Origin of the sequence: Brevibacterium iodinum ATCC 49514 (assembly GCF_900169265.1) — a bacterium.
GTDB classification, from domain to species: Bacteria; Actinomycetota; Actinomycetes; order Actinomycetales; family Brevibacteriaceae; genus Brevibacterium; species Brevibacterium iodinum.
This window is the reverse complement of record NZ_FXYX01000003.1, coordinates 163680-181563: the sequence shown is the minus strand read 5'-3', so window position 1 is coordinate 181563 and position 17884 is coordinate 163680. Positions and strand designations below refer to the sequence as shown.

Sequence of the window (17884 nt, the reverse complement as noted above, 5' to 3'; positions counted from 1 at the left end):
GAGAGGATCTCGACACGGCTTGGCGGTCTTGCCCCGATGGAATATCGGACCAAGACCGCCACAGCCGAACAGCCGGTAACTGCTTTATGCTGACCCCACAGCAGTCCAACTATTGGGGACCACTCCAGCGCGAGGTTGCTGGGCCGCCATCAGGTAGCAATTAGTGGATGAGGGTGGAGATGAAGTCGGAGCCGAGTTTGAGGATCAGCGCGGAGACGACGATGACGAAGACGACGCGGACGAACCCGGAGCCCTTCGCCAGCGCGGTGCGGGCACCGAAGATCCCGCCGGTGACATTGCCGACGGCCATGATAACACCCAGCAGCCAGACGACCTGACCGTCGGGAATGAAGTAGACGAGCGCTCCGAAGTTCGTCGCCCAGTTGATCACCTTCGCCGTGGCCGAGGCCTGCAGGAATGAGAATCCGATGATCGAGACGAAGGCGATGACGAGGAACGATCCCGTCCCCGGCCCGAGCACTCCGTCGTAGATGCCGATGACGAGCCCGATCAGCCACGACAGCGCGTGGTGACGTTTCGAGGTTTCCCCGAACCGCAGCGTGGCATCGGCGCCGAGGCTCGGATTGAGCACGGTGAAGATCCCGACCCCGATGAGCGCGAGCAGGATGATCGGAGTGAACGCGTCGCTGGGCACCAAGGTCGCGAGCTTCGCGCCGAGCACGGCACCCAAGAACGCCGAGGCCGCGGCCGGGATCGTCGCCGACCGGTCCGGGGTGATCTTGCGCAGGTAGGTGACCGCCGAGGCGGTCGTGCCCGCAATCGACCCGATCTTGTTCGTCGCGACCGCTTGGACGGGGCTCATCCCCGGCACGAGCAGCAGCGCGGGCAGCTGGATCAGTCCGCCCCCGCCGACGACGGCATCGATCCACCCGGCCAGGACTCCCGCGGCAAGCAGCCACAGGACCATCGTCCAGGTGACATCGATGCCTCCGGCGAGGGCTTCGAACACCGAGGGGGCTCAGGCGTTCTGGTCGGCGCTGATCGCCGCGTCGGCTGCGGCTGCTGCCTTCGCATACGCCTCACGCACACGTGCCACGGTGGCAGGGACCACCTCGGCGACGGGCTGGTCGGACTTCTCCCCGGCCAGACGGTCGCGGACCTCGACCACGCCGTCGGCCAGACCGCGGCCGACGACGATGACGGTGGGAATGCCGATGAGCTCGGCATCGGCGAACTTGAATCCGGGCGAGACCTTATTGCGGTCGTCGAGCAGGACGCTGATGCCTTCGGCCTCGAGTTCGGTCGTCATCTTCTCGGCGGCTTGAGCGATCTCCTCACCCTTGCCGGCGACGGTGATGTGCACATCGGCCGGAGCCAGGTGCTGGGGCCACAGGAGCCCGTTCTCGGAATGATATTCCTCGGCGATGCAGGCCATGACGCGGGTGACGCCGAGGCCGTAGGAGCCCATGGTCACGGTCGTCGCCTTGCCGTTCTGGTCGAGCACCTTGAAGTCGAGGGACTCGGCGTACTTGCGGCCGAGCTTGAAGATCTGACCGATCTCGACACCGCGGGCCAGCTCCAGCGGACCGGAGCCGTCCGGTGCCGGATCGCCGAGGACGACCTGGGCGGCTTCGATGGTGCCGTCGGCAGTGAAGTCCCGTCCGGCGACGAGGTCGAAGACGTGGCGTCCGGGCTCATTGGCTCCGGTGATCCAGCGGGTGCCGTCGACGACGCGAGGGTCGAGGAGGTAGCGGATCTTCGAGGGCGATTCGCGGCCGAGAACCGGCGCGTCGAGGGAGTTGCCGGGTCCGATGTAGCCCTTGACGAGCTCCGGATGAGCGGCGAGATCCTCAGCGGTCGCGGCTTCGAGGTCGACCTCACCGTCACCGAGCATGCCGGTGCCGGCGGCCCGATCGAGGTCGACTTCGCGGTCGCCGGGCAGGCCGATGACGATGATCTCGCGGGTGCCGTCGGGATGGGTGACGGCGCAGACGACGTTCTTCAGCGTATCTGCGGCGGTCCACTCACGATCGGAGCGCGGGTGCGAGGCGTTCGCCGCGGCCACAAGGGTCTCGATGGTCGGGGTGTCGGGGGTGTCCTCGACATGCGCGGCCGGCGACTGCGAGTAGGGAATCGCCTCGGGGACGATCGAGGTCACGGCCTCGACGTTCGCGGCATATCCGCCGGGCGACTTGACGAACGTGTCCTCCCCGACCTCGGAGGGGTAGATGAACTCCTCTGTCCCGGAGCCGCCCATGGCACCCGGGGTCGCCTTGACCGGCAGGCACGGCAGGCCGAGGCGGGCGAAGGCCCGCAGATAGGCCACGCGCATGGCCTCGTAGGAGGCGTCGAGTCCGGCATCGTCGATGTCGAAGGAGTAGGCGTCCTTCATGATGAATTCGCGTCCGCGCAGCAGTCCGGCGCGGGGGCGAGCCTCGTCGCGGTACTTCGTCTGGATCTGGTAGATCGACAGCGGCAGGTCTTTGTACGAGGAGTAGAGGTCCTTGACCAGGAGGGTGAAGACCTCCTCGTGGGTGGGAGCGAGGATGTAGTCGTTCTCGCGGCGGTCCTTGAGATGGAAGAGGTCGGGCCCGAAGGCCTCCCAACGGCCCGACTTCTTGTACGGATCGGCGGGCAGCAGGCCCGGGAAGTGGACCTCCTGGGAGCCGGCGAGCGCCATCTCTTCTCGCACGATGGCTTCGATTTTGCCGAGCACGGCCAGTCCCAGCGGCAGCCACGTGTAGATTCCCGGTGCTGACCTGCGGATGTATCCGGCACGGTGGAGCAGTTTGTGGCTGGCCACCTCGGCGCCGACCGGGTCTTCCTTCTGGGTTCGCACGAACAGGGACGACATGCGCAGGGCCATGGGTAAATCTCCTCAACTTGTCAAGACTCAGATCGAACACTATCGCACGCGGGCGAGCCGGAGGGAATCCGAGCGGGCGCGGATTCGTCACCTGCGGGAAGAGAATTAGACTGGTGGCTGCAGCACCGAAGCCCGGCATCGGTCGGGGCCATCCTGTCCCCCGCCCGGTCCCCGTTGAAATGACGAGTCCGAACGATACGAAGAGCATGCCTGATCCCAGCCAACTCACGCAGTTCCCGCGGCCCTCGGTCGCGGTCGACACCGCGGTCCTCTGCCCCGTGCCCGGCCGCGGCCTGCATGTTCTCATGACCCATCCCGGGGACGGAGTGTGGCAGCTGCCCGGGTCGATCCTGCGCCCGCAGGAACGCCTCGCCGAGGCGGTCGCCCGCTGTCTGCGCGAAAAGGCGCGGTTGGTCGACCGCGCCCCCGTCCAGCTGCACGTGTTCGACCAACCCGACCGCGATGATCGCGGCTGGGTGATCTCCGTGGCTCACCTCGATGTTCTCTCCGCCTCCGATGTCAGACTCGCCGAGGAGGGCGATCCCACCGAGGCAGCCGTGGCGGATGCTCCGGCACAGGGTACGGAATCGTCCCCCGTCGAGACGGTCCTCCCCGAGGCGGCCGACCCTGATCCTGCCGAATCGGATTCCGATCACCCGGACTCCCCCGTCCACCGGCGGAAGCTCGTGCCCGTCCACGATGTCGGCGAGCTCAGCGCTGAGCATCAGGAGATCGTGCGCGTGGCCGTGCACCGACTACGGGCGTTCCACGAACGCACCCCGGATCCCTTCGGGCTCCTGGAGAAGGAGTTCTCGCTGCGGCAGCTCCGCGAGCTCCACGAGATCGTCGCCGGGGAGAGCCTGCAGGCCGATACGTTCCGCCGCACCATGCTGCCGCTGCTCGATCCCACCGGGGAGGCCGTCAGCCAGGGGCGAGGGCGTCCCGCGCAGACTTTCACCCGGCGCTCGGCACTGGCGCTGCGCGCCGACTCCCGGATACAGGACCCCGATGGTGCCGATGCAGGGATGTCCTCGTCCGGCACGAATCTCTCGGACGGTCATCGCTGATGACCGAGGTCAACCGCGATGCCGGAAAGCACATGCGCGTCGACGTGTGGCTGTGGACGACGCGGATGTTCAAGACCCGCAACCTCGCCACTCAGGCCTGCCGCGGCGGGCATGTGCAGGTCGACGGTCAGCGCGTCAAGGCCGCGCAGAAGGTGAGCATCGGCCAGGAGGTGCGTGTGCGCAAGGCCGGGTCCGAATTCATCTGGAAGATCACCGGTTTCATCCCCACGAGGATGCAGGCCTCTATCGCCGTCCAGTGCTATGAGGACCTCACTCCCCCGCCCGATCCGGCGCTGCGCGGATTCGTGCCCCGGCGAGACAAAGGGCTGGGGCGTCCGACGAAGAAGGACCGCCGGGAGATGGAGAAGTTCCTCGGCGATATGGCCAAACCTCAGTCGCGCAACCGTCGCGACTGATCCGCCGGGAGCTCAGTACATGACGGTGGCGAATGTGCCGACCTGTTCGAAGCCGACGCGGGCATACATGCGCAGCGCCGTCTCGTTGTAGTCATTGGCATACAGGCTCACCGTGGAATGGCCTTTGTCACGGGTGCGCTGGACGACCGCGGCCATGCCCGCTGCCCCGAGACCCTGATTGCGCACTGCGGGATGGACCCATACTCCTTGAACCTGGACGATGCGGCGGGCACGGATGCCGATATCGGCCTTGAACAGCACCTGTTCGTCCTGCTCTTCGGCCGGCCACCGCGGCACCGCACCTCCCTGGGGCAGGGTGGAGGAGATTCGGGCATAGCAGTTCTTGCCGCGGATGATCCCGCGCACCCGCGCCAGGTACCCGGCCGTGCCGTCCTCGATCGGTGAGAATCCGACCTCTTTGGTGAACATGTCCACACTGGCGGGAAACACCGCACCGAGGTCATCGAGGGTCACCCGGTGCACATGCTCATCGGGGGTGACCAGCGGATCCGAGCCGATGGCCAGCAGCGGCTGCCGTTCACGCACTCCACGCGCTCTGCCCCAATTGAGTCGCTGCTGCAGGTCGAGGACGACGGACCGGCTGCCGATGAGTGAGCAGGACGCGCGCCCGTCGGCATTGAGTTTCCGGGCGAGCACCTCATTCGTCGCCGGGGTCGCCGCGACTGGGATGATATTGCCGCCCACCCAGTAGGCGGCGACGGGTCGGTCACCATCGAAGATTCCGTACAGGGTGCCTGCCGGGGAGCCCAGACGGGCAGTGCCCGTGACTTCGAGCAGGGAGATGAGGTAGACGTTTTCGCAGGGGTTGCGCGCAAGCAGGTCCGTCAGCCACCGGGTGTGCTGATGTTCCAGTCGTGCGATCCTCAGCGCCATGTGCCCCTGAACTCTTTCTCAGCCGTCAGCATGGGCCAATGACTGGACCATGAAACTCTTCGTCCTCACAAGGTATCGCACCTAGCCGACGGTCACTTCAGGCGGCCCCGATGCAGCGCCCGATGGCTGCCCCGCGGCCTCCTCGGCGATGCGGTTTGCCTCATGGATGAGCGTCTCGACGATCTCGGATTCGGGCACGGTTCGGATGACCTCGCCCTCGACGAAGATCTGGCCCTTGCCGTTGCCGCTGGCCACGCCGAGGTCGGCGTCACGGGCCTCACCGGGGCCGTTGACGACGCATCCCATGACGGCCACCCGCAGCGGCACCTCCATGCCTTCGAGTCCGGCGGTGACACGTTCGGCCAGCGTGTACACGTCGACCTGCGCGCGCCCACAGGACGGGCAGGAGACGATTTCGAGCTTTCGGGGCCGCAGATTGAGGGATTCGAGGATCTGGTTGCCGACCTTGACCTCCTCGGCGGGAGGCGCGGACAGGGAGACTCGGATGGTGTCTCCGATGCCCTCGGCCAGCAGGTGACCGAAGGCGGTGGCGGACTTGATCGTGCCCTGGAAGGCGGGCCCCGCCTCGGTGACGCCGAGATGGAGCGGCCAATCGCCGCGCTCGGCGAGCAGCTCATAGGCGCGGACCATGATCACCGGGTCATGGTGTTTGACGGAGATCTTGAAGTCATAGAATCCGTGTTCTTCGAACAGGGAGGCCTCCCACAGCGCGGATTCGACGAGCGCCTCGGGCGTGGCCTTGCCGTATTTCTCCATCAGCCGTTTGTCCAGGGAACCGGCGTTGACGCCGATGCGGATGGATACGCCCGTCTCGGCGGCGGCCTTCGAGATCTCCTTGACCTGGTCGTCGAACTTGCGGATGTTGCCGGGGTTGACGCGCACCCCCGCACAACCGGCGTCGATAGCGGCGAAGACGTACTTGGGTTGGAAGTGGATATCGGCGATGACAGGAATCTGGGATTTTCCGGCGATGATCGGCAGAGCCGCGGCATCATCGGCGGTGGGACAGGCCACGCGCACGATATCGCAGCCGGCGGCGGTGAGTTCGGCGATCTGCTGCAGGGTCCCGTTGATGTCCGTTGTCTGCGTCGTCGTCATCGACTGCACGCTCACCGGGGAATCGGATCCGACCCCCACTTTTCCGACATTGATCTGCCTCGTCTTCCTTCGCGGAGCGAGCACGGGAGGCGGAGGTGCGGGCATTCCGAGATTGACCGATGTCACGAAGGATCCCTTCAGTCAGGCTGGTGACCAGCCACAATGTCCGAGCCAGCGCCGATGCGGGGACCGGATTGTGCGAACCATCACCATTGTAGGACCTCCCACCGACACAGGACTGTCCGTCCGCAGGGCGTACCCCGGACAGTCAACCGGCTGACGGTAGTGTGAAGGTGACCTGACGTCTGCGCGAAGGAGCAGCCCTGTGAGCACACCCGTATTCGTCGAACCCGATGCCGAGGCGATGGCTGCAGCTCTCGAGGCCGCAGCACAGCAGCTCGACGACCAGGGTGGCTCCCTGGCATGGGGAATCTTTCGCCGAGGCGGCCCCGCCCGAACCGTGAACGGCGAGGTTCCGCACCGGATCGCTTCGATGACGAAGTCCTTCACCGCCGCAGCCATCGGACTCCTCGCCGCCGACGGACTCGATCTCGACGCTCCCTTCGGCGCCCTGCTCCCGGAACTGGCCGATACGGCCATCGCTGACCGCACTTGCCGCCAGGCATTGACGATGAGCACCGGTTTCACCAAGGACGACCCGTGGGCGGACCGGATGGAGGCGATGACTCCGGCCGAGCTCACCGACTGGCTGCACCGCGGCGCCATCGCCTGCGCGCCTGCCGACACCGGCTATGAGTATTCGAACCTCGGCTATGCGCTTCTCGGCATGGTCGCCGAGGCAGTCACAGGCAGGGCATTCACCGAACTCGTGTCCAATGAGATCTTCGATCCCCTGAAGCTCACGCGCACCGGTTTCGACCACACGGACTTCCCGGACCTGGCGACCGGGTTCCGCGTCGACCTGGGCGGCGGCCTCCACCCGGCCGAACTCACCGGCCCAGGAGTCTTCTCCCCCATCGGCGGGGTCATCTCCACGGTGAACGACATCGGCACATGGATGGACGCGCATCTCGACGCCCTCGAACGCATGGACACCTATGCTCCCGGGGCCTGGTCGCGGATACTGACCGACGACCAGCAGCCACGACGGACCATGGAGATCCAGACAAGCGACCACCACGCGGAGACGCTCAGCTACGGATACGGTCTCGAGACTCGCCTGGACACGCGATTCGGGCGCGTCGTCTGCCATTCCGGCGGCTACCCAGGATACGGCTCACATATGCGCTGGTTCCCCGATCTGGGGCTCAGCCTCGTCGTCCTCGGCAATACGACCTACTATCCGGCGCAGCGCGTCGTCCAGGACGCGTTCGACCTCGGATGGGCGACGGCCACAGGACGACAGGGCACCCGGCTGGAACGTCGGGCCACCTCGGCGCCAGTGCCCCGTTACCCCGCCGCCCAGCCCCAGATCGATGCCGTGATGGCCGCGGCGAACCTCGTCAACGACTTCGACGACACCGTCGCCGAGGCGATCTTCTCCATGAACATGGACCTCGACGAGCCCCGCGAAGAGAGGCGGGAGCGCTTCGCCCGGTGGCGGGCGGAGAAGCAGATCGCCCGTCCTCTCACCGAGGCGGACCTCGAGATGGTCTCCCCGTTGCGCGGAGTCGTCACAGTGTCGGGCGCAGCAGATGAGAACGCCACGATCACGGTCGGGCTCAATCACCTCGGCGAGGTGCAGGCGATCACCCTCAGTTCCTGAACGGGCCCGGCTCCCCTGAGCCCGTTTCGCCGGCCCGTGAACCGACTCGCCCGAGCGACCCGTGAGCCTGCCCGAGCGACCCGTGAGCCTGCCCGAGCGGCCCGACCTACCCGCCGGAGTTGAAGATCGCGTCGAGGGTGATGGGTTTGACGAGGTCGACGTAGACGAGCAGCGCCGTCATGCACAGCATCAGCCCGATGCACACGTACGTCAGCGGCAGCAGCTTCGCGGTGTCGAAGGGGCCGACCAGTCCGCGTCCGCGCCACCGGTTGATGCGGCGGCGCGCTCCTTCGTAGAGACCCACGGCGATGTGACCGCCGTCGAGGGGCAACAGCGGGATCATGTTGAACGCGAAGAGGAAGATGTTGAGCGAGCCGAGCATGCCCAGCCCCATCTGCGCCTTGTCGATGACGTCGATCTGGTCGGTGGACACGATCTCGCCGGCGATGCGGCCGACGCCGACCATGCCGACGAGTCCTTCGGCATCGCGGTCCTTCGTCCCGACGGCCACCTCGCCGATATCGACGAGTTTGACCGGCAGGGTGATGATCGCGTGGAAGACTCCGGAGACCTGGTCCCACACGGCGCCGGGGAATTCCTCGAGCGGCAGGGACTGACGTTCCTGGACGGGTCCGACGCCGAAGAATCCTTGGGTCTCGGTCTGCGGAGTTCCGTCCGGGTTGAGCACGGCCTTGCCGGTGTCGTCGACCTTCGGCCGTTCGCTGGCGATGATCGGCACGGTCACCGTTTGGGCCCGACCATCGCGGATGAAGTCGACATCAACGCGTTCGCCTGCATGTTCCTTGATGACCGAGGACAGCTGGTCCCAGTCCTTCGTCTCGACGCCGGCGATCGAGGCGATCTCGTCACCCGGTTTGATCCCAGCTTCCCACGCGGGGGTGAGCTGATCGTCGGGACGGCAGGTGTTCTGCTCCGAGGCGGGACGCTGTTGCGCTTCGGACGCGGGCACCGCACATTCGACGACGGTCTGGACGGTCGTCGTCGGAGTGACCACACCGATGCCCAGCAGCGAGATCCCCATGATGAGGATGCCCAGGATGAGGTTGACGAAGGGACCGGAGAACATGACGACGAGGCGTTTGGGCACGCTGAGTGCATAGAACGTTCGGTGCTCCTCCCCCGGCTCGATCTCCTGGTTCGAGAACTCGCGGGCATCGGCCATCGTGTCTTCGAACAGCCGCCCCTTCCGCTTCTTCCGGTCCCGGCGCAGCGGAGCGGCATCACCGTCATCCATCCCCTCGCCGAGGCGGCCTGAGGTTTCGCTGCCCGTCGAGACGAGTGCAGCGCCCGGTGCGCCGAGGCGGCCCGACGTGCCGTCGACCCCGCCGTCGACGCCGGCGGCCGTGCCGCCCTTCTGCGCAGCGGCGGCGGTCTCATGGCGAGCCTTCGTCGCCTCCTCGGGCGGATACATTCCCGGCATCGCGATGAACCCACCGAGGGGGAACGCTTTGATGCCGTACTCGGTCTCACCGCGACGGAAGGAGAACAGGGTCGGTCCGAAGCCGACCATATAGTGCGTGACTTTCACCCCGAACTTCTTCGCCGGGGTGAGGTGGCCGAGTTCGTGCAGCGCGATCGAGATCGAGATGCCGATGAGGAACAGGATGATCCCGACGATGTAGAGCACAACTGTCATCGGCGGCCCCCGTTCTGTTCGGCGACGTCGGCGCGAGCGAAGTCCCTGGCCCAGGCGTCGGCGGCCAGCACGGTCTCCACCGTGTGTTCGGCCGCAGGTTCGTGGGCGGCCAGAGCTCGGGACAGGCCTCTGTCGATTCCGGTGAAGGCGATGTCTCCGGCGATGAATGCGGCGACGAGTTCCTCATTGGCAGCGTTGAGCACGGCCGGGTAGCTGCGGCCCTTCTTGCCGGCGTCGATAGCCAGACCGAGCGCGGGAAAGGCGAGATGGTTGACCGGTTCGAACGACCAGTGCATGGGCTGGCCCCAATTGTGCGGAACGGCCCCCGAGGTCAGTCGCTTCGTCGTTCCATCGTCCTGTGTGCCCAGCGCATAGGAGATCGGCAGGCGCATATCCGGTGGAGAGATCTGCGCGATCGTCGAGGCATCGGTGAACTCGACCATTGAATGGATCTGCGACTGAGGATGCACGACGACTTCGATGTGGTCGAAGTCGATGTCGAAGAGCAGGTGGGCTTCGATGACTTCGAGGCCCTTGTTGACCAGGGTCGCAGAGTTGATGGTGATCATCGACCCCATCGACCAGGTGGGGTGGTTGAGCGCCTGGGCGGGGGTGACTCGACGCAGGGCATCACGGGTCATGCCGCGGAAGGGACCGCCCGACGCGGTGATGATGAGCTTGCTGACTTCACCGTGCGTGCCGGCGCGCAGCGCCTGGGCGATGGCGGAGTGCTCACTGTCGACCGGCACCAGGCGGGCCCCGGAGGCCCGAGCTGCGTCGAGGACGATGGACCCGCCGATGATGAGGGATTCCTTGTTCGCCAGGGCCACGTCCGTGCCGCGTTCGAGGGCGGCCAGGGTCGCGCCGAGACCGGCGGCACCGGTGATCGCGTTGAGGACCATATCGGCGGCCAAGCCCGCGACCGCCTCGGCGGCGTCATCCCCTAAGTGGAGGGCTTCGACGGGGTCGGCAGTCCCCCGCTGGGCAGCCAGCTCGGTCAGTCGCGCGCGCACCTCGGCCTCGCCTCCGGCGGGTGGGGTCGTGAGCCCGATGACGGGGACGTGGAAATCGAGGGCCTGCTCGAGCAGAAGGTCGAGCTGGGACCCGGCGGCCAAGCCGATGATCGCGTGCTCGTCCGGGTGTTCGGCGAGGACATCAAGGGCCTGGGTGCCGACCGAACCGGTTGAGCCGACTACAATGAAACCACGTTTACTCACGCCAACCGATGATGCCAAAGTTCTCTGGGAAATGACTCGACACGGACTCGTGTGTCGCCCAGCGGGACCTGGTCATCTGTAGTGCTTCGGGACACCGATCTTCCACCGGGTCCCGGTAAAACTGTGAATGAAGACAATCAATGGCGAAAGAGATGGATATGAGCAAGACGCTGAGCCCCGACGACATTCTTGGACTGGATTCGGTCTTCGAACCCGATGACCTCGAATTCGCATCGATCGTGAAGAAATGGCTGGACGAGAACGTCCGGGAAAAGATCGGCGACTATTTCCTCGACGCCACCATCCCCGCCCGAGAACTGGCCGAAGGACTCGGCGAGCTCGGTCTGCTGGGCATGCACCTCGACGGCTACGGCTGCGGCGGGTCGACGGCGACTCAGTACGGACTGGCCTGCCGCGAACTCGAAGCCGTCGACTCCGGTCTGCGCTCCCTCGTCTCCGTGCAGGGTTCGCTGGCGATGTTCGCCATCCACCACTGGGGGTCGGAAGCACAGAAGGAAGAATGGCTACCGAAGATGGCCGCCGGCAAGGCCATCGGCTGCTTCGGTCTGACCGAACCCGATGTCGGCTCCGACCCGTCGGGGATGAAGACGACCGCGAAGAAGGACGGATCCGACTGGATCCTCAACGGCGCGAAGATGTGGATCACGAACTCCCCGGTCTCCGATGTCATGGTCGTGTGGGCCAAGACCGAAGAGGTCGACGACAAGGGCAATAACGTCGTCCGCGGCTTCGTCGTCCCCTCGAACACCGAGGGTGTGCAGACCCCGGAGATCCACCGCAAGATCTCGCTGCGTGCGTCGATCACAGGTGAGATCGTCCTCGACAACGTCCGCCTGCCCGAGGATGCGATGCTGCCGAAGGCCATGGGACTCAAGGGGCCCCTGTCCTGCCTGTCCGAGGCCCGCTACGGCATCGTCTTCGGTGTCACCGGTGCGGCCCGAGACGCGCTGCTCTCCGCACTGGAGTACACCGGCACCCGTGTCCAGTTCGATCGCCCGCTGGCGGCGTTCCAGATCACGCAGCAGAAGCTGGCGAAGGCCTTCGGCCAGTACTCGCAGATCACTCTGCTCGCCGCTCACCTGGGCAAGCTCAAGGACTCCGAGAAGGGTGTCCGTCCCGAGCAGATCAGCCTGGGCAAGATGGTCAACGTCGATACCGCGATGAACGTGTGCCGTGACCTGCGCGCCCTGTTCGGCGGGTCGGGCATCACGAGCGAGTACCCGCCGCTGCGTCACGCGGTCAACCTCGAGACCGTGCTCACCTACGAAGGCACGCACGAGGTGCACCAGCTGACCCTGGGTCGGACGATGACCGGAATCAACGCTTTCGCGAACTGAACCATGTCGCCCAGGGTGGGCCAGCGCACTGACTCAACCCACTCACCGACTGGCTCAAAGTGCACGTGCACGGACTTGATGCACTGCACGTGCACTTTGAGCCAGTCGGTACGCAGCCGGCCGGCTGAAATCACCCGATTTCAGCCGGCCGTTGTCAGTTTCGACGACGCAGTTCGAGGACCACGGTCTGTTCATCCTCGCCGAGGTGGCTCTGGGCTTCCAGCCCCCGCTCGGCTGCGAACCCGGTGGCCTCTGCGACCTGGCCTTGCCCGAGTTCGATGAGCAGCACTCCGTAAGGGGCCAGCCAGTCCAAGGCCTCCGTGATGAGCCGGCGGACGAGGTCGAGTCCGTCGGAGCCCCCGAAGAGGGCGCTGCTCGGTTCGAAGTCGAGGGCCTCATGCGGCAGAAAGTCGGCTGCCGTTTCAGGAACGTACGGCGGCACGGCAGCGATGACGGAGATTGACTGCCGCAGCGAGTCGGGCAGTCCGTGCAGGCAGTCGAGGGCATGCCCGGTCACGAGAGTGCCGGACTCATTTGCTTGTTCGGGCCCGCCAGCCTGCGCAGATTCCCCCACGTGCGCTGAGTTCCTCGACTGGATGCAGCGTTCGACATTCTCCACCGCACATCGCACGGCTTCCACCTGCGCATCACCGAAGTGAAGATCGACTCCCGGCACAGAGGCAGCCACGACCGAGGCGACCGGTCCGACCCCGCAGAATGCTTCGAGCACAAGGGGTCGCGCTGCCGCGACGCCAGCGTCTGCCTCTGTACCATTCCGTCGTGAGTCCGTCACCTGCTGGGCCGCGGCCACCGTATGCGCGGCGAGCAGAGCCGTTCGCTGCCGCGGCACGAACACTCCGGGGCGGACACTCAATCGCAGGCTCGAAAAGTCGACCCAGCCGACGATCTGTTCGAGGGGTTCACCGCCGACTCGTCGCGCGATGAGCCCGGCAAGAAGCCGATCCGATCCTGCACCACTGTGCGCGTCCGAATCGGTGCTCGCCGCCATACCTTCGCTCACAGCTTCAAACAGGATCGCCGCCTCATCCTCGGCGAAGACGCAGCCGGCCGCGCGCAGAGCAGACACCGTCTCAGCCGAACGCGGATAAGCAGGCCGCGGGTCCGCGGAAGCCGGAACGTCGACACCAGCATCGGCGTCGAAGCCCCCAGACGCCCGGGGCTCAGGAAGCAGAGAGAACCTCGGTGCGGTACCAGTCGAGGCTCGTACCCGCCGCAAGATCACCGTCGTCGGTGAGCAGCAGAGTGCGCTGCGGGTCGAGCGGCACTACTGCGGCGAATTCGACGCGGGAGTCGCGCATCGCCTGGTCGAGGTTCGCGGTCTCGGAGCCGATCGCCACTCCGACGCCTTCGAAACGCGACCGGGTGACCCGCACGGAGGTACGCCCCGGCTCGACCGGTTCGTCTTCGATGGCGTGGAGAACCACTAAGTCTGAGGCAGAGTCAGACGAAGCCCCTGCTCGCAGATCCACGACGAGCCCGATCCGGGCGGCAGCCAACACACCGAGCGCCCGCGCCAGCGGCGGGACATCCTCGGCGAAGGTGAGCCGGGCACCGGATTCCGGAACCACGCCCATGGCGCGGAGCACTCCGGCGAGCTTCGAACTGCGGTCGAGCACCTCGGCGCGGTCGAGCTCGACGGGAACGGACAGGGCATTGACCAGGCGGGGATCCGTGACTTCCCGGCCGTCGACGAGCGGTTTCTCCGGGGCCGGTCCGGTCAGCACGATGTCTTCGGCCTTGCCCATCGCGATCGGGAAGTCGAGGAGTTCGTACACCGGGTTGAGTGTGCCGGGATCGGTCGCGGTCGGGACCGCGAAGTAGTGGAAATCAGTCAACGGAGGCCATCACTTCGACGACGCGGTCGATGAACGCATCGACCTGGTCCTCGTTGTATGCCTTCTTACCTTTTGCGGTCTTGAACAGCACGCGGCGGACCTGGTCGACGCTCATCGCCACGCCCTGCGTGAAGTACGAGCTGACCTTGTCGCACATGTCGTCGACCTGGGTGATGTCGTAGCCGATGACTCCGGGAGGAGGATTGTCGAAGCGCTCACCGGGCTCACGGACCAGGCGTCCCCGCAGGGACGCGGCCACACGGGTGAGCTCGGAGACCCAGGCGTCCTGACCGGCCTGCGCGATCAGACGGTCTCGGGCCTGCTTGGCGAATGCGTCCTCGAGACGGTCGAGAGCGGCGTCGACGACGGCGACGTGGTAGCCCTTGCGGACGAGATCGAAACCGACCGTGCGCACCGCCCGGGAGTCGAGGTCGCCAGGCTGCGGCGTCGGCCGTTCGAAGGACTCACGTGCACGCTTGAAGAAGCTGTCGACCTGCTTGGGGTCGTATCCGTTCTTCCAACCGGACATTCGAGGGAAAGTCGTGTCCGCCATGTCTCCTCCAGAAGCGAGTGGCTGTGGTGTTTCCACCATCATAGATGGAAGCCGCAGCAATTGCGTTGCCGCGGTCGGCAGTAGCCGAACCGGGCGTCGATCAGTCGGCTGCGGCGAGCTGTCCGCAGGCGCCGTCGATATCGGATCCGCGGGTATCGCGGATCGTCGTCGGAATGCCCTGATCGATGAGGCGGCGGACGAATTCGTCGGCGACCTCCGGTTCGGAGGCCGTCCACACCGACCCCGGGGTCGGGTTGAGCGGGATCGGGTTGACGTGGACCCAGCCGCGTCCGCGGGCGTTGAGCTTCTTAGCCAGCAGTTCCGCACGCCAGGCGTGGTCGTTCATGTCCTTGATGAGCGCGTATTCGATGCTCACCCGCCGACCGGTCACCTGGTAGTAGTTGTAAGCCGCGTCGATGGCCTCATCGGCCTTCCACCGCGTGTTGACCGGGATCATCTCATCGCGCAGTTCGTCATCGGGTGCGTGGAGGCTGAGGGCGAATGTGACGGGGATGTCCTCGGCGGCGAGTTTGTTGATTCCTGGCACGAGTCCGACCGTGGAGATCGTGATCCGCCGGGCCGACATGCCCAAGCCGTCCGGTGCCGGGCCGACGAAGCGGCGCACCGCGTTCATCACGCGCTTGTAGTTGGCCAGAGGTTCGCCCATTCCCATGAAGACGATGTTCGAGACCCGTTCGGGTCCATTCGCCGAGGTGGCCGTGGCCTCTGCATCGAATGCGGACTCCCCTGCCTGATCGTCATCGTCGGCTTCCGCGCCGAGTGCGGCTTCGCCGGCGCCGGGCATATCCGACTTCGGGGCTTCGGCGAGTTCGCCGGCGGCGATGACCTGGTTGGCGCGGATGACCTGTTCGACGATCTCGGCCGTGGACATATTGCGGGTCAGTCCCTGCTGTCCGGTGGCGCAGAACGGGCAGTTCATTCCGCAGCCGCACTGGCTGGAGACACAGAGAGTGACGCGGTTGCGGTAGCGCATGAGCACAGACTCGACGAGGGCTCCGTCGAAGAGGCGCCACAGGAATTTGATGGTGTCGCCGTTCTCGGTCCGCAGGCGGCGGACTTCTGTGAGCAGGTGCGGGAAGAACCGTTCCTGGATCTCGGCCCGTTTGTCCTTGGGCAGGTCCGTCATCGCTTCGGTGTCGGTGACGTAGTGGCTGAAGTAGTGGGTGGAGATCTGCTTGGCCCGGAATGCGGGCAGTCCCATCTCCTTGACCGCTTCGACACGTTCGTCCATGGTCATATCAGCCAGGTGCTGAGGCGGCTGCTTGACGCGAGCGGACTTGAAGTTGAGAAGGGGACGGCCATCGCGCATCGGAGTCTTCGATGTCGTACCGTCGGCATGTTCGACGACGGGCCTGGTCTGCCTTCTGCCTGCTTGAGTACTCACACACCTATTGTCTCATGTTCGCCCAGACCCTGTCGTGTGTGAGCCGCCACGTCAGGCGGCCGGACAGCGGGCTCAGAGATAGCCGGGCAGCACCGAGAACAGGACGAGAGCCACCGGAGCGGTGGGCAGGATCGAATCGAGTCGGTCCATCACTCCGCCGTGGCCGGGCAGCAGAGTGCCCATGTCCTTGAGTTCGAGGTCGCGTTTGATCATCGATTCGCTGAAGTCGCCGAGGGTGGCGAACGCGGGGATGACGGCGCCGATGACCAGTCCGGTCCAGAACGGCGCACCGACGACGGTGACCGCCAGGACCGTCGCGACGACCGCGGCGAACACTGTCGATCCGAGGTAGCCTTCCCACGACTTCTTCGGAGAGATCCGCGGAGCGATGGGGTGTTTGCCCCACAGCACGCCGAAGACATAGCCGCCGGTGTCGGAGGCGACGACGGAGGCGAGGAAGACGATGATGAAGAGGTTGCCGTCGGGCTGAGTGAGGATGTAGACGACAAAGCAGGCCATGAGGCCGACATAGGTGAGGGCGAAGAGGGAGAGCGAGACGTCTTTGACTGCGTTCTTCCGGCGCTCGACCATCGTGAAGAGCATGACGGCTCCGGCGCTGGCGGCGAAGGTCACCCAGAGGGCTTCGCGGCCACCGACGTAGGTGGCGACGACCATACAGGCCGCCGAGACCATGGTGGGAACCCGGGAGACGAGTGAGCCGGAACGTGACAGAGCGTTCGCCAGCTCCCACATTGCGGCGACGATGCCGACGAGGACGATGAAGAGGAACGAGATCGGCAGGAAGATCAGGGACGAGAGCACTACGCCGCCGATGAGCAGTCCCATGCCGATCGCGGCCGGCAGGTTGCGTCCGGCTCGACCGTAATCCTTCGGTTCAGGCTCGGAATCGGTCGCAGCCGCCTCGTCGGTCGGATTCGATTCCGGGTCGTCAGGCGAATACGGCTTGTCCGAGTTGCGCAGGTCTCGACGTTTCGGGAAAGGGGTCTCAACCCGCGCGGCCTCGCCTGACGGATCCGGCTCCCCGACGGGAGCCGGATCTGTCGCGGGGCTGTCGGACCCTGTCACGGCGATCATCAGACCTCGAGCAGCTCAGCTTCCTTCTGCGCAAGCAGCTTGTCGACGTTTTCCACCTTGCTCTTCGTGAGATCGTCGAGCTCGGAGATGCTGCGAGTGACCTCGTCCTCGCCGGCTTCGCCGTCCTTCTTGATGCGTTCGAGAGTCTCCTTGGCGTGACGACGGATGTTGCGGATGGAGACCTTGCCGTCTTCGGCCTTGCCCTTGACGATCTTAACGTATTCCTTGCGGCGTTCCTCGGTGAGGTCCGGGAGGACGACGCGGATGACGTTGCCGTCGTTGGCGGGGTTCGCGCCGATGTCGGAGTTGCGCAGAGCGTTCTCGATATCGGTCAGCGTGCCCTTGTCGTAGGGGGTCACGAGAATCGTGCGTGCCTCGGGCGTCTGGAACGAGGCGAGCTGCTGCAGCGGTGTCGGAGCGCCGTAGTAGTCGATCTCGATATCGGCGAACAGTGCGGGGTTGGCACGGCCGGTGCGGATCGACGCGAAGTCCTCCTGCGTGAATTCGACGGCCTTGTCCATCTTCTCTCTGGCTTCGGCCAGTGTCTCTTCAATCACGGTTGCCTCTTTCCCTCTTCTTAAAGCTTTGGGTTCATTCTATGGGTCATCACTGAAAAATGCCGCACCGAATCATCGCAGGGGTGTTCTCACCTGCGTGGATGCCAGGCGGCCGACCGCCTCGGTGGAGACGGTCC

Annotated in this window: 16 protein-coding genes; 4 read left to right on the top strand and 12 right to left on the bottom strand. The window is 65.6% G+C overall.

Going from position 1 to position 17884, the window contains the following annotated elements:
- Positions 1–160: 160 nt before the first annotated feature.
- Together BI49514_RS04650 and BI49514_RS04645 are read right to left on the bottom strand one after the other, a co-directional pair.
- Positions 161–928 (bottom strand): TSUP family transporter, encoded by a 768-nt coding sequence (locus BI49514_RS04650; RefSeq protein ID WP_101544706.1) that lies wholly within the window; start codon positions 926–928, stop codon positions 161–163.
- Between the two features lie 51 nt (positions 929–979).
- On the bottom strand, positions 980–2827 hold the full coding sequence (locus tag BI49514_RS04645) for a proline--tRNA ligase (protein ID WP_101544664.1): 1848 nt from the start codon (positions 2825–2827) through the stop codon (positions 980–982).
- A gap of 206 nt (positions 2828–3033) precedes the next feature.
- Between BI49514_RS04645 and BI49514_RS04640 the strand changes: the two genes are divergently transcribed.
- Both BI49514_RS04640 and BI49514_RS04635 read left to right on the top strand, forming a co-directional pair.
- The gene (locus tag BI49514_RS04640) at positions 3034–3894 is read left to right on the top strand and encodes an NUDIX hydrolase (RefSeq protein WP_244195142.1); all 861 of its coding nucleotides are present in this window, start codon (positions 3034–3036) and stop codon (positions 3892–3894) included.
- The gene (locus tag BI49514_RS04635) at positions 3894–4310 is read left to right on the top strand and encodes an RNA-binding S4 domain-containing protein (RefSeq protein WP_101544662.1); all 417 of its coding nucleotides are present in this window, start codon (positions 3894–3896) and stop codon (positions 4308–4310) included. The genes BI49514_RS04640 and BI49514_RS04635 overlap by 1 nt, the downstream gene beginning before the upstream one ends.
- A 12-nt stretch (positions 4311–4322) precedes the next feature.
- Here the strand turns inward: BI49514_RS04635 and BI49514_RS04630 are convergent, their stop codons facing one another.
- Entirely contained in the window at positions 4323–5204 is an 882-nt protein-coding gene (locus tag BI49514_RS04630) for a GNAT family N-acetyltransferase (RefSeq protein ID WP_101544659.1), read from the bottom strand.
- An 81-nt stretch (positions 5205–5285) separates the two neighbouring features.
- Complete coding sequence (gene ispG, locus BI49514_RS04625) at positions 5286–6449, bottom strand: flavodoxin-dependent (E)-4-hydroxy-3-methylbut-2-enyl-diphosphate synthase (RefSeq protein ID WP_101544657.1); 1164 nt, start codon at positions 6447–6449, stop codon at positions 5286–5288.
- A 199-nt stretch (positions 6450–6648) separates the two neighbouring features.
- Between ispG and BI49514_RS04620 the strand changes: the two genes are divergently transcribed.
- Positions 6649–8049 (top strand): serine hydrolase domain-containing protein, encoded by a 1401-nt coding sequence (locus BI49514_RS04620; RefSeq protein ID WP_101544654.1) that lies wholly within the window; start codon positions 6649–6651, stop codon positions 8047–8049.
- A gap of 106 nt (positions 8050–8155) precedes the next feature.
- On the opposite strand, the gene BI49514_RS04615 is transcribed toward BI49514_RS04620, so the two are convergent.
- Both BI49514_RS04615 and dxr read right to left on the bottom strand, forming a co-directional pair.
- Positions 8156–9706 (bottom strand): M50 family metallopeptidase, encoded by a 1551-nt coding sequence (locus BI49514_RS04615; protein ID WP_101544651.1) that lies wholly within the window; start codon positions 9704–9706, stop codon positions 8156–8158.
- The gene (gene dxr / locus BI49514_RS04610) at positions 9703–10923 is read right to left on the bottom strand and encodes a 1-deoxy-D-xylulose-5-phosphate reductoisomerase (protein ID WP_101544649.1); all 1221 of its coding nucleotides are present in this window, start codon (positions 10921–10923) and stop codon (positions 9703–9705) included. The genes BI49514_RS04615 and dxr overlap by 4 nt, the downstream gene beginning before the upstream one ends.
- Positions 10924–11081: 158 nt before the next feature.
- Here dxr and BI49514_RS04605 point away from each other — a divergent pair, with 158 nt between their 5' ends.
- Positions 11082–12281 carry an acyl-CoA dehydrogenase family protein gene (locus tag BI49514_RS04605; RefSeq protein ID WP_101544705.1) on the top strand — a complete coding sequence of 400 codons (1200 nt, stop codon included), beginning with the start codon at positions 11082–11084 and terminating at the stop codon, positions 12279–12281.
- Positions 12282–12435: 154 nt separating this feature from the next.
- On the opposite strand, the gene BI49514_RS04600 is transcribed toward BI49514_RS04605, so the two are convergent.
- From BI49514_RS04600 to frr, 6 genes are all read right to left on the bottom strand, one after another.
- On the bottom strand, positions 12436–13368 hold the full coding sequence (locus BI49514_RS04600) for a class I SAM-dependent methyltransferase (protein WP_101544646.1): 933 nt from the start codon (positions 13366–13368) through the stop codon (positions 12436–12438).
- 94 nt (positions 13369–13462) lie between these two features.
- Entirely contained in the window at positions 13463–14137 is a 675-nt protein-coding gene (locus BI49514_RS04595) for a hypothetical protein (RefSeq protein WP_101544644.1), read from the bottom strand.
- Positions 14130–14690 carry a DivIVA domain-containing protein gene (locus BI49514_RS04590; RefSeq protein WP_101544643.1) on the bottom strand — a complete coding sequence of 187 codons (561 nt, stop codon included), beginning with the start codon at positions 14688–14690 and terminating at the stop codon, positions 14130–14132. The genes BI49514_RS04595 and BI49514_RS04590 overlap by 8 nt, the downstream gene beginning before the upstream one ends.
- A 100-nt stretch (positions 14691–14790) precedes the next feature.
- The gene (gene rlmN, locus BI49514_RS04585; RefSeq protein WP_244195143.1) at positions 14791–16095 is read right to left on the bottom strand and encodes a 23S rRNA (adenine(2503)-C(2))-methyltransferase RlmN; all 1305 of its coding nucleotides are present in this window, start codon (positions 16093–16095) and stop codon (positions 14791–14793) included.
- A 72-nt stretch (positions 16096–16167) separates the two neighbouring features.
- Complete coding sequence (locus BI49514_RS04580) at positions 16168–17190, bottom strand: phosphatidate cytidylyltransferase (protein ID WP_101544640.1); 1023 nt, start codon at positions 17188–17190, stop codon at positions 16168–16170.
- A complete protein-coding gene (gene frr / locus BI49514_RS04575) occupies positions 17190–17747 on the bottom strand; it encodes a ribosome recycling factor (RefSeq protein ID WP_101544639.1) in 558 nt (185 codons plus the stop codon). Before frr ends, BI49514_RS04580 begins: the two co-directional genes overlap by 1 nt.
- Positions 17748–17884 lie beyond the last annotated feature (137 nt).

What these genes read in the sequence shown, in the direction of transcription:
- BI49514_RS04650 (WP_101544706.1), bottom strand. Translation starts at nt 928, where the DNA reads ATGGTCCTGTGGCTGCTTGCCGCGGGAGTCCTGGCCGGGTGGATCGAT.
- BI49514_RS04645 (WP_101544664.1), bottom strand. Translation starts at nt 2,827, where the DNA reads ATGGCCCTGCGCATGTCGTCCCTGTTCGTGCGAACCCAGAAGGAAGAC.
- BI49514_RS04640 (WP_244195142.1), top strand. Translation starts at nt 3,034, where the DNA reads ATGCCTGATCCCAGCCAACTCACGCAGTTCCCGCGGCCCTCGGTCGCG.
- BI49514_RS04635 (WP_101544662.1), top strand. Translation starts at nt 3,894, where the DNA reads ATGACCGAGGTCAACCGCGATGCCGGAAAGCACATGCGCGTCGACGTG.
- BI49514_RS04630 (WP_101544659.1), bottom strand. Translation starts at nt 5,204, where the DNA reads ATGGCGCTGAGGATCGCACGACTGGAACATCAGCACACCCGGTGGCTG.
- BI49514_RS04615 (WP_101544651.1), bottom strand. Translation starts at nt 9,706, where the DNA reads ATGACAGTTGTGCTCTACATCGTCGGGATCATCCTGTTCCTCATCGGC.
- BI49514_RS04605 (WP_101544705.1), top strand. Translation starts at nt 11,082, where the DNA reads ATGAGCAAGACGCTGAGCCCCGACGACATTCTTGGACTGGATTCGGTC.
- BI49514_RS04590 (WP_101544643.1), bottom strand. Translation starts at nt 14,690, where the DNA reads ATGGCGGACACGACTTTCCCTCGAATGTCCGGTTGGAAGAACGGATAC.
- BI49514_RS04580 (WP_101544640.1), bottom strand. Translation starts at nt 17,190, where the DNA reads ATGATCGCCGTGACAGGGTCCGACAGCCCCGCGACAGATCCGGCTCCC.